The following is a 25,982-nucleotide window of genomic DNA, read 5'->3' as shown; positions in this document are numbered from 1 at the left end:
GGCTTAGCTGTAATAAAGTTCGTCTGTACCTTTTGTATCCTCCTTGAATTCATCAAAATCCACCACGGGATTGTAAACTTGTTGTTCCTGCGTATTCGCTTTGGCAACCTGGCTTTTACCGACTTCACTTTGCTGTCCATGCTTGAGGATGGTTATTTTTCCTCCCGTACTGCACATCAGTTCTGAGATTTCCGTAAGGCAGCTTTTTCCCATCACTTTTACTTTTTCATAAGTCTTCTGCCATTTTCCAGCGGGAGCATAGGCGCAGGAAAGATATCCTCCGGAAGTTGGCTTAAGTTTACACTGTCCAAACGGTTGTGCTGCAGGATCAAGCTGAAGATCATCTTCTGTTACGGCCAGATAATCGGCCTGTCCTTCACCGTCATTCCAATAATGCTTCTGATGGCTGGTGACTTTAAATTTTGGAAATTTAAATCCCTGATTGCATTGTACTGTTCCTTTCTGCACAATGAAATATTTTCCTTCATGAGGACTGGAACCGCTATCTTCTTTTTTATCTTTCTTTTCTTCTTTATTAGTTTGCTGTTCTTCATTTTGCGAAGGTTCTTCCGTTGAATTTTCTTCTTCAGAAGCAGCATCTTCTGTAGACTCCTCCTGAGAGGATGCAGAGATATTCTGAGGTTCTGTTTCCTTGGCTATAAGCTGTGGATCTTCCGGAATAAAAATGGTTGTTCCGGCAACAGGTTCCTGCATAACATCTTCAGGCGGGCAGTGGAGGTTATGATAGGTTTTTAAAATACCCTCGTTTTTCAGCTTAAACTGCCGGGCCAGCGAACTGAAAGTATCGCCTTTTTGTGTGACATAATTTTTCATATTGATCCTTGTGTTATGTTGATGTGGTGTTGATGTATAACTACTTCTTCATGACTGAGTAAAACTGAAGCTTTAGCCTGCAGAAGATTTTTATTTTTTGTGTGGGTGGTGTATTCTAATACTATATTTCCTGAAGCAGGTTCTGCAGCTGATTCTGTGAGTCTTATTCCGCGCATAATCTCTTGTGGAGTACATAGTTCTGTGATTTTACCATTTAAAATAGTTAAAACAGAATCTTTCTCTTCATTTTTCTGTTCAAGGTTAATTTCACATGCTGCCGGAAATGAATTCTGTAAAAAATAGAAGGGCTCTGTCCATTTTGCTTTCTTTTGGAACCAATCTATTGTAGGTAAAAAAGTTTGAAATAGGAGTGTACTTTTTAACTGCTGTAAGAAATATGCTTCATCGCTGATATTTCTTTCAAACGAATCCATGTAATTTTGGGCAACTTCTCCTACATAAAAGTCCTCAAGTTCTTTGCGCTGCTGGGTAAAGGTATCTGTGATTTTTTTGTGGTCTGCAAATCCGGTGATTTGACCTTTATCATTGAGGATAAATTCAATAGGCATGATGGTTTTCATACAAGCAATGGATAAGCTGCTTACCTTATCATCGGGTGTATTTCCATTGGATTTAAAATCGTTCTGGCTATAGCTCAGAATATGGTGGCCTTTGTTTCTGTCTTTGCGAAGATCAAGTTCAATGGTATAATCGATAGTAACGGGAGATTCAAACGGACTTTCAAAAGTTTCATTAACGGTATATGATTTAGCAAAAAAAGTATCTGAAAATTGAGAAGGAAGACTATTTTTTCTTTCCTGTTCTTTTTGTGCTTCTGTTTTGAAATTCGTAGGAACAAAGATGTTTTTAACGTCATTAAGACTTTCAAACCAAACCTTATCCATTTTTTCGCAATGAGAATTGTGAAACAGCTTCAGCTCCTCGCCGGTCATGCCCAGCCGGGAAGCGATAGAGGTCAGCGTGTCTCCATTCCGTACCTTATATTGTAAGAAATCAATTTCCATCCAATGTGAATTATGTGATAAAGCTATTAAAAAACTCTATTTGAAATTCATTTTTAGGGTTAAATTTGAAAAAGTGTAGTAGAATTACGACATGAAGATAAATGGAGCAGGGAACCACCCCGTCAAAATTCAGTTGGGGTGTTGCTCAGAGTTGTAATTTTCCAATACTTCAATAATGCAATGCGGGCTGGATTCCTACGGAATGACAAGCTTTACGGGTAAGATTATCATTCCAATTGTGTCATTCCGTAGGAATCTTAGCTGCTATAAGGGTTTTCAAAGCTTGTGCACTTTTAAAACAGTTAGAATAAAAAACTTTTATGACTTTTGTGGTTTCATAATATACAATACAACCAAAAGTTATTATTAATTTTAAAGTTATAAAAACAGCAAACATGAAGAGTCGATTCTTATACGGAGTTTTAATAATATTGATCAGTTTAGGTTCTGCATATGCTCAGAAGTCCAATGATCAGTCATCTGTTTTTTTCACTACGAAAGCAAAGGATACTGTAAGGATCAACGAAACATTCAATGAAAATGATACAACAAATAGTAAGGGTTTAAAAAAACAACTGAAACCTATTCAGTCCAATTTTAAAAGAATCAATTCCATGACCAAATGGACTTCTGTTAAAAAGAAGGATATTGAAGGAGAATCTGCAGAAGGCGGGGAGGCCACATTTTATTATACAGATAAAGGGTTGGAAAAAGTCATTGCCAGGCATTACGGTGAAATGAGGCAGGTGTTGATAGAATATTATCTTCTGAACGGGCAGCTATCGTTTGTTTTCGGGAAAGAGTACAGGTATAACCGACCGCTTTTCTATGATGCTAAAGCAATGAAAGAGAATAATGATACGGAAGCCTTTGATTTAAAAAAATCAAAAATTACAATGACCCGAAATTATTTTGAAAACGGAAATGTTATTTTAATCAATGCTACTACGGGACGCGGATATAATATCAGTGCGGATTATCCGGCTGAGCAGGAGAAAGATATTAAAGAAGATTTTAAAAGACTTGTGAAATTAGCTGATTAAATGGTTGTTATTGTTTATCAGCTTTGATGATATTCAGTCTTTCTTCCAGTTCATTGATTCTTTTGAGCCAATAGTTGATTCCTTCCTGATTGGTCACTGTTTCTTTAAAAGCGTTACGGTTTACAGCCCACAAATGACCACTGTACTTTTGATAATCCAGTTCCCGTTCCTTTTTATTCTCAGGTTCTATCCGATATCTCCAGAATACCAGAGAATGCATATATTCTGAGCGGATTTTTTCCAGATAGGTAATAATGGCCTTTCTGTCCTGCGGGATATAGCCGGGACCAGAGCATCCACATGAATGAAAAGTGATTCCTACGGTATACAAATCACGGATGTGAGCCCATTGTTTGTCGTCATTTTTGGGAGGAGATTTAAAATCGAGTCCCATATTGGCCATCAGGTTTCCACATTCGGGGCACTTGGCTTCTACCGAGGTTTTAGTATCCCGGTCCACGTCTTTTAAGTGACGGCGTTTAAAAGTTTTCTGGCAGTTAAAACAGGCATAATGTCCTTTGTAAACCATCATGGAATATCGGCACATATTACGATCTTATTGCTTTGGTTATAAGTTATTTTTATTTGTTTTTTTCCTCTTCATTAAAATTGATTCCCATCAGGCTGCTGGCACTTCGCGGATCGTAGACCGACCATATATTTCCCCAGAGAAATTTGAAGGTACAGCTTGGGTAAGGGGTTTTCTTCTTTTGGGTTGGAGGCATTTCCAGGATCTGGGTGAGAAAGGTATTGTTTCTGTGAAAAACTTTCATTTCTTTTTCCTCTGTCCATTCATTCCAGTCTTTTGCATCTCCATTTTCCCATGTGTTCATATGGATGATGTCCAGCTGATCTCCGAAAAAGCACAAACTGAAAGATACCTGGTATCCTTTTATTTTTATATGTTGAAAATAATACCAAAAATATCCGGTTTTTACATCCCACATAGTTTGATACTTCTCTTTGTAAAAATCAGTCTGTTTCAGCTGATCAAGACTCATTCCTTTATAAAGCTTAGTAGTAAAGACTTCCAGCTCTATAACTCCATTTTCACTGTTAATCAGCATGTCCCAAAAAATTGAAGCTATAAATATACCCGTTTTTTCTTTACAGACAACGAATAATATTTACAGCTTCTAATAGAAATAGAAATATCGGTGTGTTATTTGGGACTATGGGTTTGAAATTATTAATGTGGACGGGATATCAGAAAGCCAAAGACTTTTTGTATCTATCAGGTTTTTCCAGCTTTTACTGCTGATCAGCATCAGATCCTGAGAATTCAGAAATTCTTTCTCAATCTTTTTCTCATTATACAGCGTAATATGATTGGGAGCTACCTGTTCAATACTTCTGATCAGTTCCTTTACTTCAATATTGTTTCGGATCTGTCCTGCAGCATCCAGAATGATAACCTGAGAATTATTGTTGTTGATAAGCCTTTTAGCATATTCAAGAAGGTAAAAATCACTTAGATTAAAGATAGGGACAAATATTTTGTCTGCTGTTTTAAAATCTTTATCAACAAGGATTCCGACAGGAATGGTTGCTTTATCTAAAACCTGAAGGGTAAGATCATCAAAAGGAGAGTTGTTGAAAATATTCCCTTTTCCTTTTACGGTGTTCAGTAATTTTTCAGGATTAATGATTTTGGTGGTAAACCCTAATAATCTTCCCAGCAGACTTCCTTCATACATAGATTTTCCAAGCATGATCAGAAGAAGATCATAATTTCCTTTGTTGGTAATATTGGTCAGGTCACTTTCAACATCTGTAGAAGCCTTGAAAAGGGTAGTCACTTCAAGCTGAAGCTCGTGAGACGTTTCAATGATATTTTTGAACTGTTCTTTTTCAAAGTTTTCTATATCGAAGGCGTGAAGTTCATCTACAGGAGCAATATTCATTGCGGTCACACTTTTGTTCCCATTCATTTTATGGGTGAAATTATCTGCGAGTTTCAACAGTTTACTTCCTGCTTTTGCTGTTTCAAAAGATAAAAGGACTCTGTATTTTGTATCATTATCTTCAGGCTCATCTTCTTCTACCATTGATTTTTTTCCTTTAAAAAGGTAATTGATAAAATCCAGACAAGGCCCCGTCATAAAGGTTGTAAATAGAGCCATGATGACAAGCATTGCAAAAAGTTCCGGCCCTAATACACCTAAATCATAACCGATGTTAAGAACGATAAGTTCTGTAAGCCCTCTGGTATTCATTAAGGCACCTATTGTAAGACTGTCTTTCCAGCTTATTCTCAAAAATCTTGCGGTGAGGGCACTTCCTACAAATTTTCCGGTAACGGCTGTCAGAATGATAAGCCCGCCAATTTTCCAAAGGTGAGGATCATTCAATAATCCAATCTGGGTTCTTAATCCGGTAAATACAAAGAAAAGAGGAAGCAATAAAACCAAAGCAACATCTTCTATTTTTTCTATGAAAAGATTCCTGAATTTAACGTTTTCCGGCATAATAGCTCCTGCCATAAATGCTCCGAAAAGTGCGTGAATACCGATAACTTCTGTAGCGTAAGAAGAGATAATAAGGATAAGGAAAAATACAGCAACCAAAGATTTGTTGATGAAGCCTTTTCCTTTCTGCGACTCAGCAATTCTGTTCAGGAAGGGTCTTACCGCTTTTATCATAATGAAAACATACAGAATAGCCATTAAGATAACAAATACTGATCCTGAGAAAGATCCAGCTTTTACCACAGCAATTACGGCTGCTAAAATACACCATGCCGTAATATCATCTGCCGCCGCACAGGTAATGACAACTGTTCCTATTTTGGTTTTGTGAAGATTTCGTTCCTGAACAATTCTTGCGAGAACCGGGAAGGCTGTAATACTCATGGCAATCGCTATAAATAAGGCAAAGGAACTGAATTGAATACCTTCCGGTGCAAATTCTTTATAAATAAAATAAGAAAGCCCAACCCCTAATGCAAAAGGGAAAATAATACTTGCATGGCTGATTACTACAGCATCATGAGCCTTTTTTCTCAGAACACTCAGATCAAGTTCCATTCCTACAATATACATGAAGAGAATCAGACCGATCTGGCTTAAAAACTGTAGATTGGGAAGCGATTCCTTAGGAAAGATAAAGGCAGAAAGCTCAGGGAAATATAATCCGAAAAGTGACGGTCCCAAAACAATACCTGCAATCATTTCACCTATTACAGAAGGTTGTTTCAGCTTTATACAGATCCATCCGAAAAGTTTGGCTACCAATATAATGGTTACAATTTGAGTAAGAAGAAGCGCTAAAGGATGATGAAGATTTGCCAGAAAAGAATCTGCGAAATTTTCCCACATCGTTGCCCCTGTAGCCTTGCTTGGAGTGATATTTTCTCCAATTTCCAGTGTTTTGCCCTGGATAAAGAACCAGTACATGATGCAAGAAAAAAATGCAATGGTACTGATGTAAAAAATAATATTTTTGTATTTCCCCAAATTCATGATTCCAATATTTTGATGCAAAGTTGATAAGAATATATTAAGATTAAAATACTCTTGTTTTTAAATGTAATGAATGTTCTAAAAAATGTAATAAAATCTACCTGAAAGAATAGCCGAGCCCGATTCCTATTTTCCAGCTCCCATTCTGATCAGCAGTTTTGGTATTATAGTAAGCCGGGATCTGAAGGGCAATTTTTTTATAAACCATAGTAAGACCAGCACCCAGAGTGGGCATAATCGGACTATTTTTTGTTCCCAATGACCGGTCTTCTTTAATTCTCAATGAAGGCAGCATTCCCAATACGAATTTTATGTTTTGGTGGGTAAGGCTTACATTGGGTCCGGTAAAATTAATAAAAGCACCATGATCTACATATCCGGCCACTGCTATTCCGTCAAAAAATGAAACCTTAATTTTTGAAGAAGTTTCCTGGGAAAAATAAAAGCCGGATATGAGAAGTCCTGCAGCATAAAAACAGTTTTTCATTATATAATCAATTAATTCTGTGCAAAAATAAATGGATTGTACATCGAAAAAGGGGAGTTGTAATAAAGTGCAGTAATTCTGTAACGAAACTGGAAAAATTTGAAAAAGGACTTATTTCCCGAATAGCTCCATCAGGGAATTTTTGTAGGCATCACCGATTTGAAGTTTCAGAAAAGTGTGATCTTCGGTGGCGATTGTTGTGATAATTTCGTTGGTTGAAAATACTTTAATAGAAGAAAGTGCAATGATCTCTTTTTTGTTGACCTGGGCAAAATCTTTGGCAGGAAGCATTTCCAGAAGGTTTTTGAAATTCAGGTTTTTTAATACGATGGTGGTTCCGTCGCTGAGGATGATATCTTTATCCCTGCTGTCTATCTCAGAAGTTTTGATATAAGAAATCTGTTCTGTAAATATGACGGTTTTCCCGATATTGGTATTCCATTCGATAAAGCTTTTTTTAGGAGGATTTTCCACCAGTTCTTTAGCTTTTTCGAAGGCCTGGATCAGTCTTTCCTTTTTTATAGGTTTTCTTACGTAATCTACCACATTCAGGTCGAAAGCTTCGGCTGCATATTCTTTATAAGCGGTTGTAAAGATGATTTTTTTTGAACCTGAAATAATCTCAGCCACCTGCAGGCCTGTCATTCCGGGCATTTCAATATCCAGAATACACAGATTACAGTCGATGGTATCTATTTCACTCAGGAAGATTTTAGGATCATTGAATGCCTTTACCACTTCTACATTGTCGATCTGTTCACATAGAAGTTTTAAGTAGCTGATAGCCAATAATTCATCATCCAGAATAACGCATTTTATCATAGAATTCTCCTAAATTGATTTTTAATTCTGCTGTGAAGACTCCGTTTTTTGAACTTCTTTCCAGGTGGTAGTAAGTGCTGTAGATCATTTTAAGCCTTTGATCAAATGACTGGCTTCCAAAACCGCTTTTTTCTTTTTCCAGAATATTTTTCAGCGAAGCTTTATTGCTTACTTTCATGGTGAAAATACCGTTTTCAAGCTCCATATAAATGGAAATAAAAGAGTCCTGAGCCAGGAAATCCGTATGTTTGAAGGCATTTTCAATAAGATCCACGGAGATCAGCGGAGCAAATACCTTTTCTTCATACAGAGAATCAGACTTGTCAATCCTTGATTTTATTCTAAAATCGAAAAGAGGATTGATCTTAATTTTATTAATTTCAATAAGGCTTAAAGCAAAATTGAGTTCCTCTTTCGGGCTTACATACTTATTGTTGCTTTCATATAAAATATAATCCAGTACATTGGCCAGCTTATCCAGTGACATATACGTCTGATAGGCATGAGACTGAACCGAATTAAGGATGTTTTTAAACAAATGCGGATTCAGCTTTGTGCCAATATGCTCCAGACGGACTTCATTCAGACGCTGTTCAATAAGTTTGTTGGTTTCTGATAATTTGGAATTTCTTTGTTTCAGTTTCTCATGCTGGCTGTAGAGATAAATACTGGTTGTCAGAAACAGGAAAATAGCAAAAACTCCGATGAATATCAGATAATCATGAATCATGTAGTAATTGCCGCCCATACTATGGTATTAGAACTATTTAAGTTTTTTAAGACCGTTTACCATCAACGTTTCCTCACATTTTTCATATGTGATCTCGTAAGACGGATTTTTTTCAGGATAGGTTAAAAGATAGCTCGGACAAGGTTTCTTTTGTGCATGGCTGCGGTCAAAATCTACTTTTCCTTTGGTAATGATGCTGTCTTTTATAAATTTTTCATCAATCTTGTAGGCTGCCATTGCACTTTTGGCCTCTTCAGAATATTTGAATTCTTTGGAAAGACTTTCAGCAATAACACGGCTGTTGGGTAAATATCCGCTGCAGCTTGCCCCTTTTTTGTTTAAAATAAAAAATACGAGTAAAAGCCCCGGAATGAAGCCTATTGCATAAAATTTCAGTTTCTTCATTAGAAAATTAAAAGATTGATATCGTGGTATGTAAGTCCGAAACGGTCGCAGATGATCTTCTTGGTATGTCTTCCTTTGTACATATATAAGCTCTGCTTCATTTCGTTTTTGCGGATCAGCATGTTTTCAAAGCCGCCCTCTTCGTCATAATTTAAAATATAGGAAAGGAAGAAATTCGAGATGGCCTTGGTGGTGGTTCTCGGCATTCTTGAGGTAAGATTCGGAAGTCCGCAGTGGATGACACCGTGTTTGATGACATAAGGATCTTCCATGGTAGTCAGTTCTGAGGTTTCAATAACTTTACCGTTGTCTATGGTGATATCGATAATGACACTGCCTTTTTTCATTTTCATTACCATATCTTCAGTAACGATAGGGGTCATATTCAATCTAGGTAGCGCTCCTATCACTACATCAGCACGTCTTAAGCTTTTGCTGAGTTCTTTAGGATCAATAATGGAAGTCGGTACACGGCTGTCAACAATTGTATGAAGTCTTCTCAGCTTTGATAAAGAGTTGTCGAAAACTTTTACGCTGGCTCCTAAACCTATTGCTGCTTTTGTAGCAAATTCACCTACAATTCCGGCTCCAAGAATAACAACTTCTGCAGGTCTTACTCCTGTAATACCTCCAAGCATTAACCCGTTTGATAAGGCTAATAATTCTGAAGCATATAAAATAGAGACCGTTCCTGCAATTTCCCCGATTAATCTTACCAGTGACAGCTGTTTGTATTCATCAACGATAAATTCAAAAGCAATGGCATTTATTTTTTTCTCTGCAAGCTTTAAGAAATATTCCTTGTCTCTCAGGTTGATCTGAAGTGCTGAAACCAGATATGTATTAGGTTTCATGTACTCAATTTCGTCTTCAGTAGGAGGGTTGATCTTCAGAATAAGATCCTGTCCGAAAGCTTCTTTAGGATCATTGGTGATCTTTGCTCCAGATTCGGAATACTGTAAATCTGTAAAAAACGAGCCCTCGCCGGACCCGGATTCTATAATAATCTCATGGCCATGCTCTACCAACACCTGTACGGCGTCAGGAGTGATGCAGGTTCTCCTTTCGTTGAGACAGGTTTCTTTAGGAATTCCAATGCTAAACTGTTTTCCCTTTTTAATAACCTCCAATTTTTCCTCTTTCGGCATCAATTCTTCTTCTGTGAAAGGAGTAAAAATATTTGTACTCATCCTTAAATTAAATTATGTCTTACAGATTGTTATTTACACTCAATTAATGAGCAAAGATACATAATATTTAATCGAATGAAACTTCTCTGTTTTCACCCGTATTCACAATACTCATTGTGTGATAGTTGAGGCCGTAAAGCTCCTCTTCATACACTTCCGGCCACTCGATAATGCATAAAAAAGAGTTGTCCAGATATTCTTCAATTCCGATATCATACACTTCTTCAATGTTTTTTAAGCGGTAAAGATCAAAATGATATACTTTTCCTTTCTCTGTATTGTATTCATTAACAATAGAGTAGGTTGGTGAATTTACTTCATCTTTGCTGCCCATATTTTTAAGCAGAAATTGAGTGAAAGTTGTTTTACCTGCCCCCAGATTTCCTTTTAATAAAAAAATGTTATGTTTTAATTCCGGAATGATGCTGTCAACAACTTCCTGCCAGTCTTCGATTGTATGTATAGTGAACTGCATATGCTAATTTGTTCTGCAAAAATAATGAAATTAAAAGATTGGAATTGAGAATAAAAAGAAAAGAATAAAGGACAGTAAATCTATGTGAATATTATTGAACCTAAAATTGGTTGTAAGTATCAAAGCTAAAATCGGCAACCCAAAACTCGAAACTCGCATTCTCAAACAGTTTCAATTTCTATAAAAATACTTAATTTTACAGCATGATTTCCAAACAGACCATTGATAAAATATTCTCCACGATCCGGGTTGAAGAGATTGTGGGAGAGTATGTGCAGTTGAAAAGAGCAGGGTCTAACTTTAAAGGGCTCAGTCCTTTTCATGAAGAAAAATCTCCAAGTTTTGTTGTTTCACCAAGCAAACAGATCTGGAAAGATTTCTCAACCGGAAAGGGAGGGACGGCGATTTCTTTCTTGATGGAAATTGAGAACTTTACCTATCCCGAAGCTCTTCGCCACGCGGCAAAAAAGTACGGAATTGAAATAGAAGAGGATCTGCGTGAAATTTCTGAAGAAGCAAAAAATGCACAGACCGAAAAAGATATTTTATATAAAATTCATGAGATTGCCAATACTTATTTCCAGGAAATTCTTTGGGATGACCAGGAGGGGAGAAGTATCGGATTGGCTTATTTTAAAGAAAGAGAGCTTAAGGACGATATTATCAGAAAATTCCAGTTGGGATATTCTCCGGAAAAGAAGAATGCTTTTACTGCGTATGCACTGGAAAAAGGATACAACAAAGAAATCCTTGAGAAGTCCGGACTTTCTATTTTCCCGGAAAATACTCCTGCAGGAATAGACCGTTTCAGGGAAAGGGTAATTTTCCCGATTCACAGTTTTTCAGGAAGGGTGCTGGGTTTTGGAGCAAGGATTCTTAAAAATAATGTCAAAACAGCGAAATATCTCAATTCCCCAGAAACCGAGATTTATCATAAATCCAATGTCCTTTATGGATTAAACCAGAGTAAGCAGGCTATTTCAAGAAAGAATGGCTGTCTTTTGGTGGAAGGGTATATGGATGTAATTTCACTTCATATGTCCGGAATTGAAAATGTGGTGGCCAGCTCCGGAACGTCTTTGACTACAGAGCAGATCAAACTGATCAAAAGGCTTACGGAAAACGTAACCATTCTTTTTGATGGTGATAATGCCGGTATTAAAGCCAGTTTCCGAAGCATTGATATGTTGCTTACGGAAGGAATGAATATCCGTGTATTGCTTTTCCCTGATGGAGATGACCCGGATTCATTCGCCAGAAAACATCCGCAGGAATACGTAGAAAAGTACATCGAAAATGAAGCGATGGATTTCATCGACTTCAAAGCGGAAATTCTGTTGAAGGATGTTGGTAATGACCCTATTAAAAAAGCAGAAGCGATAAGGGATATCGTAAAATCTGTTTCTTTTGTACAGAATGCACTGAAAAGAGAAGTTTACCTTAAAGAGGTTTCCAATAAATTCGGGCTTTCTGAGCAGAGTCTTTTCAATGAACTGGATGTTCAGAAGCAGATCACACAGAATCAGACCCATCACGTTCAACAGCAGCAAAAGGAGAAAGCAGCTCCAAAGATGGAGATTGTTCCTCTTGAAAAAGAAAAAGAAGATCCTTTCCTGTTTGATGTACTGTTTATGGAGAATAAACTTGTTGAACACATGCTGGCATTTGGGGATATTATTCTGAAACGTAGAAATGAACAAGGTGAAGAATATCAGATTACAGTAATTGAAGAAATTCTTCATCATTTTGAAGAAGAACAGTATACGTTTTTAGTCAAAGGCAATGAAATCATTATCACCCAGGTTAGAGAGGGAATTCAGAAAGATGAGCTTAGAAGTGGAAACTTTTTTGTATCTTTTATGGATGAAGAGATTACCACGAAGGTGGTGGATGCTTTGATTCCGCTGGATGATCTTGAAAACTGGGCTTCCAGAAATATTTATCCTCCCAATTATGGAGATAAAGTGGCAGATCAGATCCAGGGAGATGTTTTATTGCATAAATACAGGTATATTGATTATTTAATCACGGAAACGGCTAAAGATCTTGATCAGTACAGTACCACAGATGAAGGGAAATATTATGAGCTTATCAAAAAAATTACCTTATTGAAACAGGCTTCCATGCGATTGAGTAATATCATCGAATATTCGCCCATCAAAGGAATCTATGGCGATAGAAAAAGATAGTTTTTAAGTCAGTTTTTTTGATATTCTGTGACAAAAAGTCCTATAAAATTTTAGGAATAAATATTGTAATTTAAACTTCGAGAATAGTATAAAAAATAATACATAATAGAAATATGGACATTAAAAAAGATTTCAGAGATTTCTCTGTAAAACATTTAGGAAACAACGGTTTGGTTACCGATCAGTATATGGGAATGTATGGCCCAACGAATCTTACTCCGTACATCATGGAAGAAAGAAGATTAAACGTTGCTCAGATGGATGTTTTCTCTCGTTTGATGATGGACAGAATTATCTTCCTGGGTACAGGTATTGATGATCAGGTTGCAAATATCGTTACGGCTCAGCTTTTATTCTTAGAAAGTGCAGACCCGTCAAAAGATATTCAAATCTATATCAACTCTCCTGGTGGAAGCGTTTATGCAGGGTTGGGTATTTATGACACCATGCAGATTATTAAGCCGGATGTAGCGACAATCTGTACAGGTATGGCTGCTTCAATGGGAGCTGTATTATTGGTTGCTGGAGAAAAAGGAAAACGTTCTGCGCTTAAGCACTCAAGAGTAATGATTCACCAGCCTTCAGGAGGTGCTCAGGGAGTTGCTTCTGATATGGAGATCAACTTGAGAGAGATGCTGAAATTGAAGCAGGAACTTTATGAAATCATTGGTCACCACTCAGGACAAACGTATGAGTGGGTAGAAAAATCTTCTGACAGAGATTACTGGATGACTTCTGAAGAAGCGAAAGGCTACGGAATGGTAGATGAGGTTTTGCAAAGGTCTACTGAGAAAAAATAATTGATTGTAAAATCATAAGAAACCGCACCTATCTGGTGCGGTTTTTTTTGTTGAAGTAATTATGGATTTTGAACTGTATTGACTATTCAGATTCCTACGGAATGACACAATTGGAATAATGGTTTATCCATACAGTTTGTCATTCCGTAGAAATCTAGCCGCAATCAATCATGAAGAAATACTTAAGATGAATCTATAAAGATCATATTCCCAACTGAAGAAATAAGAATTCCCATCCTTTGGAGGGGTGGCGAAAATTCAAAGAATTTTTGACGGGGTGGTTTTCCCCCACATATCCTCATGAAAAAAGCGCCTTTAAAAGGCGCTTTTCTTTATTTCTTAACCATCTTATGTATCGTTGAACCACCATTTGTTTTAATCTCAACAAAATAAACTCCTGAAGATAAAGCCCGGATAGGAATCTTTAACTCCTGAGAAGTTAGTACCTTTTGTCCTGTAGCTGAATAAATATTCACTTCTTTTAGTTTCTCAGTTGTTTCAATTTGAATGAAATCACTTGCCGGATTAGGATAAATAATGAATTTTTTCTTTGTAACAGAAGAAATACCCAAGGTTAATTGTGCTTCACTTGGAGTAAATGGTCTTCTTTGGCCAAAACTTAATCCCAACCAATCATCGTTGTTCAATTGAATCTGAGAAAGATTAGCTTTCGTTTGCCAGCTTGACAAATCTTTTCCTTTATATAACTTCCAGCTGTCTGATCCGGAAGCATTCCCTGTGAATGAATTTAATGATAAATTTGAAATCTGATTGTTAGCCGATGTAAAATTAAAATATGAAACCTGAGTCTGGATCAGTTGTAAAGCCTGGTCAGCAGTGATACTCCCGTTATATTTAATTCCGAAAACGAAAGAATTGGCACCATTGGCATTATCAGTTCCGAAATCAATCACCACAAGGCTTTTATTGCTTCCTGTTCCTACCCAGTTGGTAACCTGAGATGGTGCGTACCATGAAGAGCTGTAAGCTGCAACGGGAGTTGAAGGAGGGGTGTCGTAATGATCAAGACCGTATGAAGCTCCATACCATTTTCCGTCAACCAAAGGAGTATAACCTACACCATTGTTCCATGTCATGGTTGATGCATTGGATCCGGACCATGTTATCCAGCTGTCATCAATAGTGGAGGTGTGATGATTATAATTCAGAATAGAAAGATATCCTGTAGGAATGTCAACCTGCATTTTGGGTTCTGCAGCCACAATAGCATTAATAAGATCTTCCATTGTTAAATCATTGCTATCAAAGCGGTATCCCCATGCATAAGAATTGGGAGTGCTGTTGTCATTAAAATCTGCAATGAAATAAGCCTTTTTAGAACCGGTTCCTACCCAAAATTTAATGTCATTTTCTGTGAATTGGGCTGACAATAACTGCATACAAAGCAGCAAGAAAAAAAAATAGATTTTTCTCATGATATAATTTAAATTAAAGTTTTACTCCCGAAACTTATCTTTAAAAGAAAACAAAATTTCCTCTAAAGTCAGTATTTTAAGGCAGGTCTCCTGGCTCACATCTTACAGCTTCCTTCCCGGATTTTTAGCTCCAGTGGTATGATTATGCTGTAAGTTCAAACAGTTTACAGTTGCGGGTACAGCTCAAGATTTGAATAATATTCTCACTTGATTCCCTATTAATGAACAATGTTCAGCCTTAAAACGCTGCAAATATATCATATAAATTTGTGAGTCCGTTTTGTGAATTATCTTTTTTCTGAGATGCTTAAAAAGTTGATTTTCATATTAATTAATAATTGAGTTAGATTGCTGGATTTCTATTTTAAAATCTTCTGTTTTTCTGTTTATATTCAATTCATTTTGCAATTCTATTGTTAAAATAGAATTATCATTATATTCAAGATCAGTTTATAATCAATCTCTATTTTCGCAGCCATAAAAGTGAATATGAAAAAATTACTATTGTCTGTTGCAGTGCTGGCAGTATTAGCTTCATGCAACAGTGAGGCTGATTCTACAATAATTAATCAGGATATTAATTATTCCAAACTGCCTCAGGAATTTCCATTTACAAAACTGGCTACGATAAACGGAGTAGATGTTATCAATGGTGGATTTGGTTCTGGAGCAGCCGCTCACCCTACAAGAAAAGGTGAATTCTATGTCATTACAGATAGAGGACCTAATACTGACTTCCAGAATGGGAAAAAATTTCTTACCCCTAACTTTACGCCAACCATTATGCACTTTAAAATCAATGCTGATGGAAATATAGAAGTGATCAAATATATTAAGCTTAAAAACCCATCAGGACAGCCTATTACAGGATTACCAAACCCTGCAGGAATGGGAAGTACCGGAGAAATAGCCTATGATGCTTCCGGAAATGTTTTAGGGACGGATAAATACGGATTAGACAGTGAAAGTATTGTAGCAGCGGCAGACGGTACATTCTGGGTTTCTGATGAATACGGGCCACACATCGTGCATTATAGTGCAGACGGAATGGAGATGGAAAGAATAAGCCCGATTGGCGTAAATACAGGACCAAGAAAATTACCTGCTGTTTTAGCCAAAAGAAGAGCGAACAGAGGGATGGAAGGACTTGCTATTACACCCGATGGAAGAACATTGGTAGGAACCATACAGTCAATGATGTATGTACCCAGCAAAGCATTGGCTACCAATACTACTTTGACGAGAATTGTAACATTTGATACTGTTACAGGGCAGACCAAACAGTTTTTATACAAGCAGGATGGAGGAGCTTCCGATTCAGTTTGTGATATTACAGCCTTAAGTAATAATGAATTCCTGGTGATTGAAAGAGATGGAAATTTCGGATCTCAGGGAGGAATTAAAAAAGTATACAGAATCAACCTGAGCAATGCTTCGGATGTGAATGGAACTGATATTAATGCGGTTGACGGAATGAAAATTAATGGTAAGGCCTTAGAACAGTGTTCATGGGACGAAATTACCAATGCCGGGATAAAGGCTGTTTCAAAAACATTGGCCGTAGATCTGGTTGCAAAGCTGGGCTACGAACATGATAAGTTTGAGGGAATTGTTTATTTAGGAAATAATAAACTGGCTGTTTTCAATGATGATGACTTTGGAGTAGTGGATGATGGAAACGGAAACCCTAAGGCTAAAATTCTTCCTAAAACAGGGAAGGTAGACAAAGGAACTATGTATGTAGTCGATATTCAATAATTAGATTTTTTTAACGGAAAACGGCGGCATCGAAGATGCCGCCGTTTTTATTGTATGGTATTTCTTAGTTGATTCTTCTCCTTTTAAAGAAAACTCTGTAAACTAAAAATGTTTGTATCAGAACATTTCCTATAAATAGAAGTACTGCCTGATAAGTTGGAATATCAGCATAAAAAGGCAATAATTTATTAAATAAAACGGCTGGAGAATTTACCAGAGCCTTAATCAGTGCCAATGGATAACTCAAAAAGTCAGGTCTTATGCCAATTAAAAACTGATCATAAACAAAGACATAAATAAGATCAAATAAAAGAAGTCCGAAGAATATTAAAATGAAGTTTTTCATGTCTGTTCTAAAAGTTCCTTTATTTTAGTTAAAACCTTCAATAATCTTAGAGAAATCCTCTAATTTCAAAGCAGCTCCTCCAATCAGACCTCCGTCGATATCCGGCTGAGAGAAGATTTCTTTTGCATTATCCGGCTTTACAGAACCTCCATAAAGGATTGAAATTTCATCAGCAACTTCCTGTCCGTATTTTGCAGCGATGATACTTCTGATGTGTGCATGGATTTCCTGAGCCTGCTCAGGGGTTGCTGTTTCTCCTGTTCCGATTGCCCAAACAGGTTCGTAAGCAATCACAACCTTCTTGATTTCTTCAGCAGAAAGTGTGAAAAGAGCGACTTCAGTCTGGTTTTTCACAACCTCGAAGTGCTGTCCTGCTTTTCTTTGCTCAAGAGTTTCCCCGTTGCAATATACAGGAATTAGACCTTTGTCAAGAGCTAATTTGATCTTTCTGTTACAGTGAGAATCTGTTTCTCCGTGATATTGTCTTCTCTCAGAGTGACCGATCAGTGAACCGGTTACATCGATAGATTCTAGCATATCCACAGAAATTTCTCCTGTATAAGCGCCACTTTCATGCTCGCTCATATCCTGAGAAAATACACCAATCTCGTCCTTTTCAAAGATGTCTTTTGCCATCATTAGATACAAAGATGGTGGAGCGATCCAAACCTCACAGTTGGTAGCATTGTTGTTTTTATAGCTTAGTAACTGAATCATCAATTGTTGTGCATCAATTACATTTTTGTTCATTTTCCAGTTGCCTGCAACTATTTTTCTTCTCATAAGATTTAAATATAGATTTATTTACTTTTTTCGTGTTTATGCTATAATCCCCATAAATTTTTCAGCAGAACATAGAATGTATGTTCCTCTTCAGTTACTTTATTGTCAGCTTTGATCAATGACTTTGCAAACTGAACAAACTTTACACGCTCGTCTTCAGTAGAATCTTCATGGAAGCATCTTGCATGGAATTCAAAATGATCTTTCCACTCTTCAGGCTGTAAAAGAGCCAGGGTTTCCAATTCATTGTCAAGATTCATTCTGAACGGAAATTCATCCGCCATATATTGCTGCACCAGCATTCCTTCCTCAGGAGCAAACTCTCCGTCTACAGAAGAAAGGATCATTAATAAGTGATATCCGGCGATTGATTTATTTGATTTTTGCATGCGTTGTGGTATGTTTAAGTTTAGTGTTTAAATTTGATAATTGATAATTGATAATTGATAATTGATAATTGATAATTGAAGACAACTCTTTCTCGTAACGACCTATCATTTATAATTTATCATTCATCATTTATAATTAATTAATATAATCTTTTGCGGGTTGTTTATCTATGATTTTTCCATTCTCAAGAATCAGTACAAACGGGTTGCTTCTTGCTATGGTTTTGATGGCAGTTCCGTCCATCATTGCATTTTTAATGGTTTTAAAAGTATTCGGATACGTAGAAATCCCATAGATAAGGGCTCCTTTCTGCGTATTTACTTTAGCTTCCACCTTCTGAAGCAGATCAGCAGGAACATCTTTTGGATGATATGAGAACACCAAAACTGCTTTGGGAGCGTTGATGATTTCGTTCGTAACTTCCATTCCTGTAGGATCTTCAATCTTGAATTTCACAATCTCAGATTTGTACCCTTCTTTAATCAATACAGATTCATTTTTGCCTTCCTCAATTTTCCATGGAGAACCTTCTGCCCAGTATTCTGTTTTTTTGATATAATCATCCTGATTTACCTTTACAACAGCTCCTGTTTTCTGATTTTTCAGAGAATAAAAAGTCTTGTATTCGGAAGGGTTTTTATCAATTTTTCCTTTTTCACCTTTTATGTCTGTCCCAATTTTGTAATCACGGAAATCAATGATTGGTTCATGCATAATTCCCTGTGCCATAATGTAAACCATGCCTAGAGAAAAAACGGTTAAAAGAATATATTTAAATGTATTGGAAGGTTCTTTCTCGGTCACTCCATACTCATCTTTTTTACGGAATTCTTTTCTGTACAGAATGAAAAGGATAATCAATCCTACAAGAAGTACAACATCTTTCAGGAAACTCTGCCAAGGCGTAAATTTGATGGCATCACCAAAACATCCACAATCTGTTACGACATTGAAATATGCCGAATAAAAAGTAAGGAATCCAAAGAAAATACAAAGGGCAATTAATATGGATAAGGTAAATTTTAGCTTTAATTTAAGCAGCAGCATAAATCCGAGGAAAAGCTCCAGTACCACCACTATAATGGAAAATAGCAGGGCAAACTTTTCTAAAAAAGGCATATTGAAAACTGGAGGGGCAAAATATTCTTCCATTTTGAAAGAAAAACCTACCAGATCCACGGCTTTCACAAAGCCTGAAAGGATAAAAATAACAGCAATAACAAAGCGTAATAAACCTTTAAGCATATTAAATATTTTTGGGTTCGAATTGATTTTCTTTTTCCGAGAACTTAATCAGGCAGAAGACAGCATAGTTCAGCATATCGAAATAGTTGGCATCAAGCCCTTCAGAGACGATTGTTTTTCCCTGGTTGTCCTCAATCTGTTTAGTTCTTAATACTTTCTGATAAATAAGATCCGTAATGGATGAGATTCTCATATCTCTCCATGCTTCACCATAATCATGATTTTTTCTTTCCATTAAAGCCTGGGCTTCGTTAGAATATTTGTCATACAGACCTAAAATTTCTTCTTTATTTTCATTGAAATCATTGGAAAGCCCTTTCTCAAGCTGAATAAGTCCAATGATAGAATAGTTCACAATGGCAATAAATTCATCTTCCTCACTCTCATCTACCATTTTTTTATCAGTCATCTGAAGTGTGCGGATCCTGTTGACTTTGATGTAAATCTGGTCTGTAATGGAACTCGGTCTTAGCACCCTCCATGCAGCTCCGTAATCCTGTAATTTTTTACCGAAAAGATCACGACACTGACTGATAACTTTCTCGAACTGTACTGATGTTTTTAGCATAAATTTTCTTAATCTTCCAAATATACGAATTCGGTTTTAGATTTTTCAATTTGAGGAGATGAGTTTGTGAGTGAGAGGGTTTGAGAGTAAGAACGTTTGAGGGTTGAAGAGTAAGGGGGTTAGATTTCGGGGTTTAGTGGGTGTGCGCTAACTTCTAACCTTCAGCTTCTGGCTTCCTGTCTATTATTTCTAATTTCCAGCTTCTAACATCTCATTAAACACTCACAAATCACTAATTTTGCAGGATACAAAATCATTTATCAATTATCATTCATCAATTATAAACTCCATGCTCTCTAACTCTCAAACCCTCCAACCTTCCAACGCAGCAACTTACTCAATCAACTGTAACGGTAGATTAGTACAACTTGCTACCCCAAAAATCATGGGAATCCTCAATCTTACCCCGGATTCTTTCTCTGATGGCGGAAAATTCAATACCGAAAAAGCTGCTTTGGAGCATGCCGAAAAATTGTTGAAAGAAGGTGCAGAAATATTGGATATCGGACCTCAGTCTACACGCCCAAACGCTGAGTTTTTGACTGCTGAAGAAGAAATAAACAGGATTGGGAATATTATTTCTCTGATTAAAAAAGAATTTCCGGAAGCTCTGATTTCCCTTGATACTTTTTATGCAAAAACAGTGAGATTTGGCTTTAATGAAGGAATTGATATGATTAATGATATTTCTGGCGGTCAATATGATACGGAAATTTTTGATACAGCGGCCCAGACAAAACTTCCTTACATTTTGATGCACGTAAATCCTTCTTATGAAACCATGCATGATAAGATAAGATTTGAAGATATAACATTGGAAGTTAACAGATATTTCTCCCAAAAAACAAAAGAACTTTTAGAAAAAGGAGTGAATGATATCATTCTTGATCCCGGTTTTGGCTTCGGAAAAACCGTAGAAGATCAGATGAAAATGATTCACGAAGTTGAATATCTGGGATTCGGAAGATTTCCTTTACTGATAGGGATTTCCAGAAAGTCATTTATTTACAAACCACTGGGAAAATCGCCTTTGGATATCAATGAAGAAACCCAAAAACTTCATATGAAAGTTTTGGAGCAGGGTGCGAAAATTTTAAGGGTTCATGAAGTCGCTGAAGCAAAGGAAACTCTTACTCATTTTTTACGAAAAAAATAAAAAGTGCGAAAAAAACTTGTGAGTAATTAAAAAGTTTATACATTTGCAGTATGAATTTTACGAATCAGAAAAATATTATTGTCATTTCTATTATTGCTGCTGTCATTAACAGCAGGAAGGAAACGGCATTTTAGATAGATTTTAATTTAAATTATATATAGAACCGTTTCAATTATGAAGCGGTTTTTTTTGTTTTAATTTTTATAGTAAAAATATGTATCAGTTAGTATCAGTAATTATTATCGTCATTATTATTCCCTTGCGTCTGTGAGATGGAAGATGTATGACTGTACATATATTGAGCCCTCTCACAGCGTGAGAGGGCTTTTTTTATTCCCTTTTGTTAATTTTTAAACCTCTATAACATGTATTATAACAACGACACGATCATCTATTTCGATGGACAATTTATGAAAGCCAAAGATGCCGGAATGGATCTGTACGGGCAGTCCCTTCACTATGGTTACTCTGTTTTTGAAGGAATTAAATCTTACAGCACAGATCATGGAACCCAGATTTTCAAAGCAAAAGAACATTATGAAAGACTGAGAAGATCAGCAGAATTGATGCATATTCCCTTCGATTATTCCGCAGAAGAGCTTACAGAGCTTACCTACGAACTTCTGGAGCGTAACGGTTTCACAGATGCTTATATTCGTCCGTTGGTCACATGTTCACCCAATATGTCACTTTCAAAAGGACAAAAATCTTACCTGTCTCTTCTGGCCTGGGAATGGAGCAAAGGCTATCTGGCAGATAAAATGAAAATCATGACTTCACCCTTTCAACGTCCAAATCCTAAAGCATTTAAAGTGGAAGCAAAAGTAGGAGGTCATTATGTAAACTCAATATTGGCCTGTCAGGATGCCAAAGACAAAGGCTATGATGAAGCATTGGTTTTGGATGAAAATGGAAACGTTGCAGAAAGTTCAGGAGCCAATGTCTTCTACGAAAAAGACGGTACCTTATTTACTCCGGGTAAAGGAAGTATCCTTCCGGGAATTACTAGACAAACGGTTTTTGAAATCTGTGACGAACTTGATATTCCAGTTAAAGAATCCTTTTTTAAACCTGAAGAAATGCGAGGTGCAGATGCAGGGTTTTTCTGTGGTACAGCAGCCGAAATTGTGGCACTGGATTCCCTGGATGATGTCCCTTTTACAAAGAACTGGGAAAATACAGTAAGTGAGAAGGTACAACAGGCTTATTTGAAAAGGGTAAGAGTTCTGTCATTGTAAATTTTTAGAATTTAAATATCTAATTACCAAATAAATACATCTGTTTTTTAAATGATTGGATATTGTAGTTTTTAGGAAATTTAGAAATGAAAGAAATATTACAAGCTGTAGTTTTGGCTGAAAATTAAATAAAAAAAATCGCTTTAAGCAGATGAGAAGAAAAGAAAATGAAGAATAATATGTTAAATAAATATTCAAAAACATTCACACAAAACAGTGAACAGCCTGCAGCAAAAGCAATGTTGTACGGGATAGGTTTTACAGAAGAAGATATGCACAAGGCTCAGGTAGGAATTGCCAGTATGGGATACGATGGAAATACATGCAATATGCACCTCAACGATCTCGCTAAAATGGTAAAAGAAGGAACATGGGAACATGGATTGGCTGGACTAATATTTAATACCATTGGCGTAAGCGACGGAATGAGCAACGGAACGGACGGAATGCGTTATTCACTGGTGAGCCGTGATGTAATTGCTGACAGTATTGAAGCAATTTGTGGAGCCCAATACTATGACGGCTTGATCGCATTGCCGGGCTGCGACAAAAATATGCCGGGAACTATTATCGCAATGGGAAGACTAGACAGACCATCTATCATGGTGTATGGAGGTACCATTGCTCCCGGTTGTTACAAAGGAGAACAGCTCAATATCGTTTCAGCTTTCGAAGCCTTAGGGAAAAAAATTGCAGGAGAAATCACAGAAGAAGATTTTGATGGTGTTGTGAAAAATTCCTGTCCCGGAGCTGGAGCATGCGGAGGAATGTACACTGCCAATACCATGGCTTCTGCGATTGAAGCACTAGGGATGAGTCTTCCGTATTCCTCTTCCAATCCCGCTTTAAGCAAAGAAAAACAGGAAGAATGTCATGAAGCAGGTAAATATTTGAAAGTGTTGCTGGAAAAAGATATCAAACCTTCCGATATCATGACCCGCAAAGCTTTTGAAAATGCACTGCGCATGATTGTTATTTTGGGAGGAAGTACCAATGCGGTATTACATTTTATAGCCATGGCAAAAAGTGTCGGGGTGTCCATTACTCAGGATGACTTCCAGAAGATGAGTGATAAAACTCCTGTACTGGCAGACCTGAAACCAAGCGGAAAATACCTGATGCAGGACTTGTATGAGCACGGAGGAATACCTTCGGTAATGAAATACCTTTTAAAACATGGACTATTACACGGGGATTGCCTGACGGTAACCGGAAAGACTTTAGCCGAGAATTTAGAAAATGTTCCTGATCTGGATTTTAATACACAGAAAATCATAAAACCTCTTTCAGAACCTGTAAAAGCTACCGGACATCTGAGAATATTATATGGAAACCTTGCTGAAAAAGGAAGTGTGGCGAAAATAACAGGAAAGGAAGGCGAACGTTTCGTAGGGAAAGCCCGTGTATTTGATGGTGAAAAAAATCTGATCAGAGGAATTCAGGATGGAACCGTACAGCATGGTGATGTCATTGTCATCCGAAATGAAGGTCCGAAAGGCGCTCCCGGAATGCCCGAAATGCTGAAACCCACAAGTGCGCTGATTGGAGCAGGTCTTGGAAGCAGTGTCGCTTTGATTACAGATGGAAGATTTAGCGGAGGAACCCATGGTTTTGTAGTGGGACACATCACTCCGGAAGCCCACGAAGGTGGTTTGATAGCCTTTGTAAACGATAATGACATGATTGAAATTGATGCCGTAAGCAATACCATACAGCTCAAAGTTTCAGATGAAGAAATTGAAAGAAGAAAAAAAGGTTGGCAAAAGCCACCTCTTAAAGTAAAGAAAGGACTGCTTTATAAATACGCATTAACGGTATCATCAGCTGCTGAAGGTTGTGTAACAGACGAAATCACTCAATAAAAGTATATGGAAAACCTGAATTTATCAACAGAAATACAACTTACTGGAAGCCGGATCATCCTGGAAGCATTTCTTAACGAAGGCGTAAAAACAGTTTTCGGATACCCTGGAGGGGCTATTATTCCTATCTATGATGCTCTTTATGATTATCGGGAAACGCTGAAACATATTCTGGTACGTCATGAGCAGGCAGCAGTACATGCCGCACAAGGCTTAGCAAGAGTATCAGGAGAAGTAGGAGTCGTTTTAGCAACCAGCGGGCCCGGAGCGACCAATCTTGTTACAGGATTAGCAGATGCACTATTAGACAATACGCCTTTAGTTTGCATTACAGGACAGGTTTTTGAACATCTTCTGGGAACCGATGCCTTTCAGGAAATAGATGTAATGAACGTTACAAGCCCGGTTACCAAATGGAATTACCAGGTCACCGATGCCAATGAGCTTCCTGAAGTACTGGCAAAAGCATTTTACATTGCAAAATCAGGCCGCCCAGGTCCTGTACTGATTGATGTTACTAAAAATGCCCAGCTGCAATCTGTTGATTATAAAGGATATTCTTCATGCCATTCGTTGAGAAGTTATAAACCGAATCCTGATCCTTGTTTTGAAAGTATTGAAAAAGCGGCACAGTTGATCAATGAAGCTGAAAAACCATTTATTATCGCCGGACAGGGGATTATGCTGGGGAAAGCTGAAAAAGAGTTTTTAGAATTTGCTGAAAAATCAGGAATTCCGGTGGCATGGACGGTTTTGGGAATGAGTGCCATTCCTACCGATCATCCACAAGCTGTTGGGATGGTAGGAATGCACGGAAACTATGGACCGAATATATTGACCAACGAATGTGATGTTTTGATTGCTGTCGGGATGCGCTTCGATGACCGTGTGACAGGAAGGTTGGACCAATATGCGAAACAGGCGAAAATCATTCATCTGGATATCGATAAGGCTGAGATCAATAAAAATGTAAAAGTGGATGTTCCGGTTCTTGGAAACTGTAAACATACCCTTCCGTTTCTTACAAAATGGATTACAAAAAGAGAACATCCGGAATGGCATGAAAGATTTAAAAACTGTCATGAAATTGAAAGTATCAACCTCATCAATACAGAGCTTTATCCTGAAGAAGGAGAAATTACAATGGGAGAAGTGATCCGATATCTGAATGAGATGACAGAAGGAGAGGCGGTAATTGTAACCGATGTGGGACAGCATCAGATGGCCACATGCCGTTATTCTCAATTTAAAAATTCCCGTACCAATGTTACAAGCGGCGGGTTGGGAACCATGGGATTCTGTCTTCCTGCCGCAATAGGAGCGTCCTATGCAGAGATTGGCCGTCCTGTAATTGCTGTCATGGGAGATGGAGGTGCTCAAATGAATATTCAGGAATTGGGAACCATTATGCAGTATCATCCGGAGGTCAAAATTTTAATCCTTAATAACTGTTATCTGGGAATGGTAAGGCAATGGCAGGAATTATTTCACCAAGAAAGATATTCCTCAGTAGATATTCAGAGTCCAGATTTTGTTCAGGTGGCAAAAGGATATAATATTTCCGGAAATAGAGTCTCTGAGAGAGAAGATTTGAAATGGGCCATTCGGGAAATGCTGGATCACCAAGGATCTTTCCTTCTTGAGGTGATGACCGGAAAAGAACACAATGTATTTCCGATGATTCCTCAGGGGAAAAGTGTTTCGGAAATTGTACTGAATAATAAATTTTAAAAATAAAA

At 37.3% G+C, this 25,982-nt stretch carries 25 protein-coding genes and 1 riboswitch; of the genes, 8 read left to right on the top strand and 17 right to left on the bottom strand.

What is annotated here, in order from left to right:
• Positions 1-3: 3 nt before the first annotated feature.
• A complete protein-coding gene (locus GFU89_RS16970; protein WP_318848258.1) occupies positions 4-834 on the bottom strand; it encodes a DUF4280 and LysM peptidoglycan-binding domain-containing protein in 831 nt (276 codons plus the stop codon).
• A complete protein-coding gene (locus GFU89_RS16965) occupies positions 831-1,859 on the bottom strand; it encodes a LysM peptidoglycan-binding domain-containing protein (RefSeq protein ID WP_318848257.1) in 1,029 nt (342 codons plus the stop codon). The genes GFU89_RS16970 and GFU89_RS16965 overlap by 4 nt, the downstream gene beginning before the upstream one ends.
• Before the next feature lie 395 nt (positions 1,860-2,254).
• On the opposite strand from GFU89_RS16965, the gene GFU89_RS16960 reads away from it, so the two are divergent.
• Positions 2,255-2,902 (top strand): hypothetical protein, encoded by a 648-nt coding sequence (locus GFU89_RS16960; RefSeq protein WP_318848256.1) that lies wholly within the window; start codon positions 2,255-2,257, stop codon positions 2,900-2,902.
• A gap of 7 nt (positions 2,903-2,909) precedes the next feature.
• Here GFU89_RS16960 and GFU89_RS16955 read toward each other — a convergent pair whose 3' ends face one another.
• The 9 genes from GFU89_RS16955 to tsaE all read right to left on the bottom strand — a co-directional run bounded on the left by GFU89_RS16955 (position 2,910) and on the right by tsaE (position 10,472).
• Positions 2,910-3,434 carry a hypothetical protein gene (locus GFU89_RS16955; protein WP_318848255.1) on the bottom strand — a complete coding sequence of 175 codons (525 nt, stop codon included), beginning with the start codon at positions 3,432-3,434 and terminating at the stop codon, positions 2,910-2,912.
• Positions 3,435-3,483: 49 nt separating this feature from the next.
• On the bottom strand, positions 3,484-3,969 hold the full coding sequence (locus tag GFU89_RS16950) for a hypothetical protein (RefSeq protein WP_318848254.1): 486 nt from the start codon (positions 3,967-3,969) through the stop codon (positions 3,484-3,486).
• Positions 3,970-4,074: 105 nt separating this feature from the next.
• Positions 4,075-6,363, bottom strand: coding sequence for a cation:proton antiporter (locus GFU89_RS16945; protein ID WP_318848253.1), 2,289 nt, complete (start codon positions 6,361-6,363; stop codon positions 4,075-4,077).
• Between the two features lie 97 nt (positions 6,364-6,460).
• On the bottom strand, positions 6,461-6,850 hold the full coding sequence (locus GFU89_RS16940; RefSeq protein ID WP_318848252.1) for a hypothetical protein: 390 nt from the start codon (positions 6,848-6,850) through the stop codon (positions 6,461-6,463).
• 111 nt (positions 6,851-6,961) lie between these two features.
• Positions 6,962-7,672, bottom strand: coding sequence for a response regulator transcription factor (locus GFU89_RS16935; protein ID WP_318848251.1), 711 nt, complete (start codon positions 7,670-7,672; stop codon positions 6,962-6,964).
• The gene (locus tag GFU89_RS16930) at positions 7,647-8,420 is read right to left on the bottom strand and encodes a histidine kinase (RefSeq protein WP_318848250.1); all 774 of its coding nucleotides are present in this window, start codon (positions 8,418-8,420) and stop codon (positions 7,647-7,649) included. The genes GFU89_RS16935 and GFU89_RS16930 overlap by 26 nt, the downstream gene beginning before the upstream one ends.
• 15 nt (positions 8,421-8,435) lie before the next feature.
• The gene (locus GFU89_RS16925; RefSeq protein WP_318848249.1) at positions 8,436-8,807 is read right to left on the bottom strand and encodes a hypothetical protein; all 372 of its coding nucleotides are present in this window, start codon (positions 8,805-8,807) and stop codon (positions 8,436-8,438) included.
• On the bottom strand, positions 8,807-9,997 hold the full coding sequence (locus GFU89_RS16920) for an alanine dehydrogenase (RefSeq protein ID WP_142719438.1): 1,191 nt from the start codon (positions 9,995-9,997) through the stop codon (positions 8,807-8,809). The genes GFU89_RS16925 and GFU89_RS16920 overlap by 1 nt, the downstream gene beginning before the upstream one ends.
• Positions 9,998-10,064: 67 nt before the next feature.
• Complete coding sequence (gene tsaE, locus GFU89_RS16915) at positions 10,065-10,472, bottom strand: tRNA (adenosine(37)-N6)-threonylcarbamoyltransferase complex ATPase subunit type 1 TsaE (protein ID WP_318848248.1); 408 nt, start codon at positions 10,470-10,472, stop codon at positions 10,065-10,067.
• Positions 10,473-10,675: 203 nt separating this feature from the next.
• Here tsaE and dnaG point away from each other — a divergent pair, with 203 nt between their 5' ends.
• On the top strand, positions 10,676-12,661 hold the full coding sequence (dnaG, locus tag GFU89_RS16910) for a DNA primase (protein ID WP_318848247.1): 1,986 nt from the start codon (positions 10,676-10,678) through the stop codon (positions 12,659-12,661).
• A 113-nt stretch (positions 12,662-12,774) separates the two neighbouring features.
• A complete protein-coding gene (gene clpP, locus GFU89_RS16905; protein ID WP_034726592.1) occupies positions 12,775-13,461 on the top strand; it encodes an ATP-dependent Clp endopeptidase proteolytic subunit ClpP in 687 nt (228 codons plus the stop codon).
• Between the two features lie 332 nt (positions 13,462-13,793).
• Here the strand turns inward: clpP and GFU89_RS16900 are convergent, their stop codons facing one another.
• A complete protein-coding gene (locus tag GFU89_RS16900; protein ID WP_318848246.1) occupies positions 13,794-14,897 on the bottom strand; it encodes a T9SS type A sorting domain-containing protein in 1,104 nt (367 codons plus the stop codon).
• Positions 14,898-14,959: 62 nt separating this feature from the next.
• Positions 14,960-15,153: riboswitch (cobalamin riboswitch) on the bottom strand.
• 233 nt (positions 15,154-15,386) lie between these two features.
• Between GFU89_RS16900 and GFU89_RS16895 the strand changes: the two genes are divergently transcribed.
• Positions 15,387-16,655: an esterase-like activity of phytase family protein gene (locus GFU89_RS16895; protein WP_318848245.1), complete on the top strand. Its 1,269-nt coding sequence runs from the start codon at positions 15,387-15,389 to the stop codon at positions 16,653-16,655.
• Positions 16,656-16,719: 64 nt separating this feature from the next.
• On the opposite strand, the gene GFU89_RS16890 is transcribed toward GFU89_RS16895, so the two are convergent.
• The 5 genes from GFU89_RS16890 to GFU89_RS16870 form a co-directional block, all read right to left on the bottom strand.
• Positions 16,720-17,001, bottom strand: coding sequence for a hypothetical protein (locus GFU89_RS16890; protein WP_318848244.1), 282 nt, complete (start codon positions 16,999-17,001; stop codon positions 16,720-16,722).
• Positions 17,002-17,025: 24 nt separating this feature from the next.
• Positions 17,026-17,784 (bottom strand): triose-phosphate isomerase, encoded by a 759-nt coding sequence (tpiA, locus tag GFU89_RS16885; protein WP_318848243.1) that lies wholly within the window; start codon positions 17,782-17,784, stop codon positions 17,026-17,028.
• 41 nt (positions 17,785-17,825) lie between these two features.
• Entirely contained in the window at positions 17,826-18,173 is a 348-nt protein-coding gene (locus GFU89_RS16880) for a TerB family tellurite resistance protein (protein WP_034692300.1), read from the bottom strand.
• 136 nt (positions 18,174-18,309) lie between these two features.
• A complete protein-coding gene (locus tag GFU89_RS16875; RefSeq protein WP_318848242.1) occupies positions 18,310-19,419 on the bottom strand; it encodes a BT_3928 family protein in 1,110 nt (369 codons plus the stop codon).
• A gap of 1 nt (position 19,420) precedes the next feature.
• Entirely contained in the window at positions 19,421-19,987 is a 567-nt protein-coding gene (locus GFU89_RS16870) for a DUF1599 domain-containing protein (RefSeq protein ID WP_318848241.1), read from the bottom strand.
• A 385-nt stretch (positions 19,988-20,372) separates the two neighbouring features.
• Between GFU89_RS16870 and folP the strand changes: the two genes are divergently transcribed.
• From folP to ilvB, 4 genes are all read left to right on the top strand, one after another.
• Positions 20,373-21,143 carry a dihydropteroate synthase gene (folP, locus tag GFU89_RS16865; protein ID WP_318848318.1) on the top strand — a complete coding sequence of 257 codons (771 nt, stop codon included), beginning with the start codon at positions 20,373-20,375 and terminating at the stop codon, positions 21,141-21,143.
• Between the two features lie 365 nt (positions 21,144-21,508).
• Positions 21,509-22,381 carry a branched-chain-amino-acid transaminase gene (gene ilvE / locus GFU89_RS16860; RefSeq protein WP_318848240.1) on the top strand — a complete coding sequence of 291 codons (873 nt, stop codon included), beginning with the start codon at positions 21,509-21,511 and terminating at the stop codon, positions 22,379-22,381.
• A gap of 167 nt (positions 22,382-22,548) precedes the next feature.
• Positions 22,549-24,243, top strand: a complete 1,695-nt coding sequence (gene ilvD / locus GFU89_RS16855) for a dihydroxy-acid dehydratase (RefSeq protein ID WP_318848239.1) — start codon at positions 22,549-22,551, stop codon at positions 24,241-24,243.
• Positions 24,244-24,249: 6 nt separating this feature from the next.
• Positions 24,250-25,974 (top strand): biosynthetic-type acetolactate synthase large subunit, encoded by a 1,725-nt coding sequence (ilvB, locus tag GFU89_RS16850; RefSeq protein WP_318848238.1) that lies wholly within the window; start codon positions 24,250-24,252, stop codon positions 25,972-25,974.
• Positions 25,975-25,982 lie beyond the last annotated feature (8 nt).

Source organism: Chryseobacterium sp. JV558 (assembly GCF_033712365.1).
Lineage (GTDB): Bacteria > Bacteroidota > Bacteroidia > Flavobacteriales > Weeksellaceae > Chryseobacterium.
This window is presented reverse-complemented; position numbering and strand designations above follow the sequence as displayed.

Excerpts from the sequence above, each read along its gene's own strand:
- GFU89_RS16970 (WP_318848258.1), bottom strand. The coding sequence starts at position 834 with ATGAAAAATTATGTCACACAAAAAGGCGATACTTTCAGTTCGCTGGCC.
- GFU89_RS16965 (WP_318848257.1), bottom strand. The coding sequence starts at position 1,859 with ATGGAAATTGATTTCTTACAATATAAGGTACGGAATGGAGACACGCTG.
- GFU89_RS16960 (WP_318848256.1), top strand. The coding sequence starts at position 2,255 with ATGAAGAGTCGATTCTTATACGGAGTTTTAATAATATTGATCAGTTTA.
- GFU89_RS16955 (WP_318848255.1), bottom strand. The coding sequence starts at position 3,434 with ATGATGGTTTACAAAGGACATTATGCCTGTTTTAACTGCCAGAAAACT.
- GFU89_RS16950 (WP_318848254.1), bottom strand. The coding sequence starts at position 3,969 with ATGCTGATTAACAGTGAAAATGGAGTTATAGAGCTGGAAGTCTTTACT.
- GFU89_RS16945 (WP_318848253.1), bottom strand. The coding sequence starts at position 6,363 with ATGAATTTGGGGAAATACAAAAATATTATTTTTTACATCAGTACCATT.
- GFU89_RS16940 (WP_318848252.1), bottom strand. The coding sequence starts at position 6,850 with ATGAAAAACTGTTTTTATGCTGCAGGACTTCTCATATCCGGCTTTTAT.
- GFU89_RS16935 (WP_318848251.1), bottom strand. The coding sequence starts at position 7,672 with ATGATAAAATGCGTTATTCTGGATGATGAATTATTGGCTATCAGCTAC.
- GFU89_RS16930 (WP_318848250.1), bottom strand. The coding sequence starts at position 8,420 with ATGGGCGGCAATTACTACATGATTCATGATTATCTGATATTCATCGGA.
- GFU89_RS16925 (WP_318848249.1), bottom strand. The coding sequence starts at position 8,807 with ATGAAGAAACTGAAATTTTATGCAATAGGCTTCATTCCGGGGCTTTTA.
- GFU89_RS16920 (WP_142719438.1), bottom strand. The coding sequence starts at position 9,997 with ATGAGTACAAATATTTTTACTCCTTTCACAGAAGAAGAATTGATGCCG.
- tsaE (WP_318848248.1), bottom strand. The coding sequence starts at position 10,472 with ATGCAGTTCACTATACATACAATCGAAGACTGGCAGGAAGTTGTTGAC.
- dnaG (WP_318848247.1), top strand. The coding sequence starts at position 10,676 with ATGATTTCCAAACAGACCATTGATAAAATATTCTCCACGATCCGGGTT.
- clpP (WP_034726592.1), top strand. The coding sequence starts at position 12,775 with ATGGACATTAAAAAAGATTTCAGAGATTTCTCTGTAAAACATTTAGGA.
- GFU89_RS16900 (WP_318848246.1), bottom strand. The coding sequence starts at position 14,897 with ATGAGAAAAATCTATTTTTTTTTCTTGCTGCTTTGTATGCAGTTATTG.
- GFU89_RS16895 (WP_318848245.1), top strand. The coding sequence starts at position 15,387 with ATGAAAAAATTACTATTGTCTGTTGCAGTGCTGGCAGTATTAGCTTCA.
- GFU89_RS16890 (WP_318848244.1), bottom strand. The coding sequence starts at position 17,001 with ATGAAAAACTTCATTTTAATATTCTTCGGACTTCTTTTATTTGATCTT.
- tpiA (WP_318848243.1), bottom strand. The coding sequence starts at position 17,784 with ATGAGAAGAAAAATAGTTGCAGGCAACTGGAAAATGAACAAAAATGTA.
- GFU89_RS16880 (WP_034692300.1), bottom strand. The coding sequence starts at position 18,173 with ATGCAAAAATCAAATAAATCAATCGCCGGATATCACTTATTAATGATC.
- GFU89_RS16875 (WP_318848242.1), bottom strand. The coding sequence starts at position 19,419 with ATGCTTAAAGGTTTATTACGCTTTGTTATTGCTGTTATTTTTATCCTT.
- GFU89_RS16870 (WP_318848241.1), bottom strand. The coding sequence starts at position 19,987 with ATGCTAAAAACATCAGTACAGTTCGAGAAAGTTATCAGTCAGTGTCGT.
- folP (WP_318848318.1), top strand. The coding sequence starts at position 20,373 with ATGGGAATCCTCAATCTTACCCCGGATTCTTTCTCTGATGGCGGAAAA.
- ilvE (WP_318848240.1), top strand. The coding sequence starts at position 21,509 with ATGTATTATAACAACGACACGATCATCTATTTCGATGGACAATTTATG.
- ilvD (WP_318848239.1), top strand. The coding sequence starts at position 22,549 with ATGAAGAATAATATGTTAAATAAATATTCAAAAACATTCACACAAAAC.
- ilvB (WP_318848238.1), top strand. The coding sequence starts at position 24,250 with ATGGAAAACCTGAATTTATCAACAGAAATACAACTTACTGGAAGCCGG.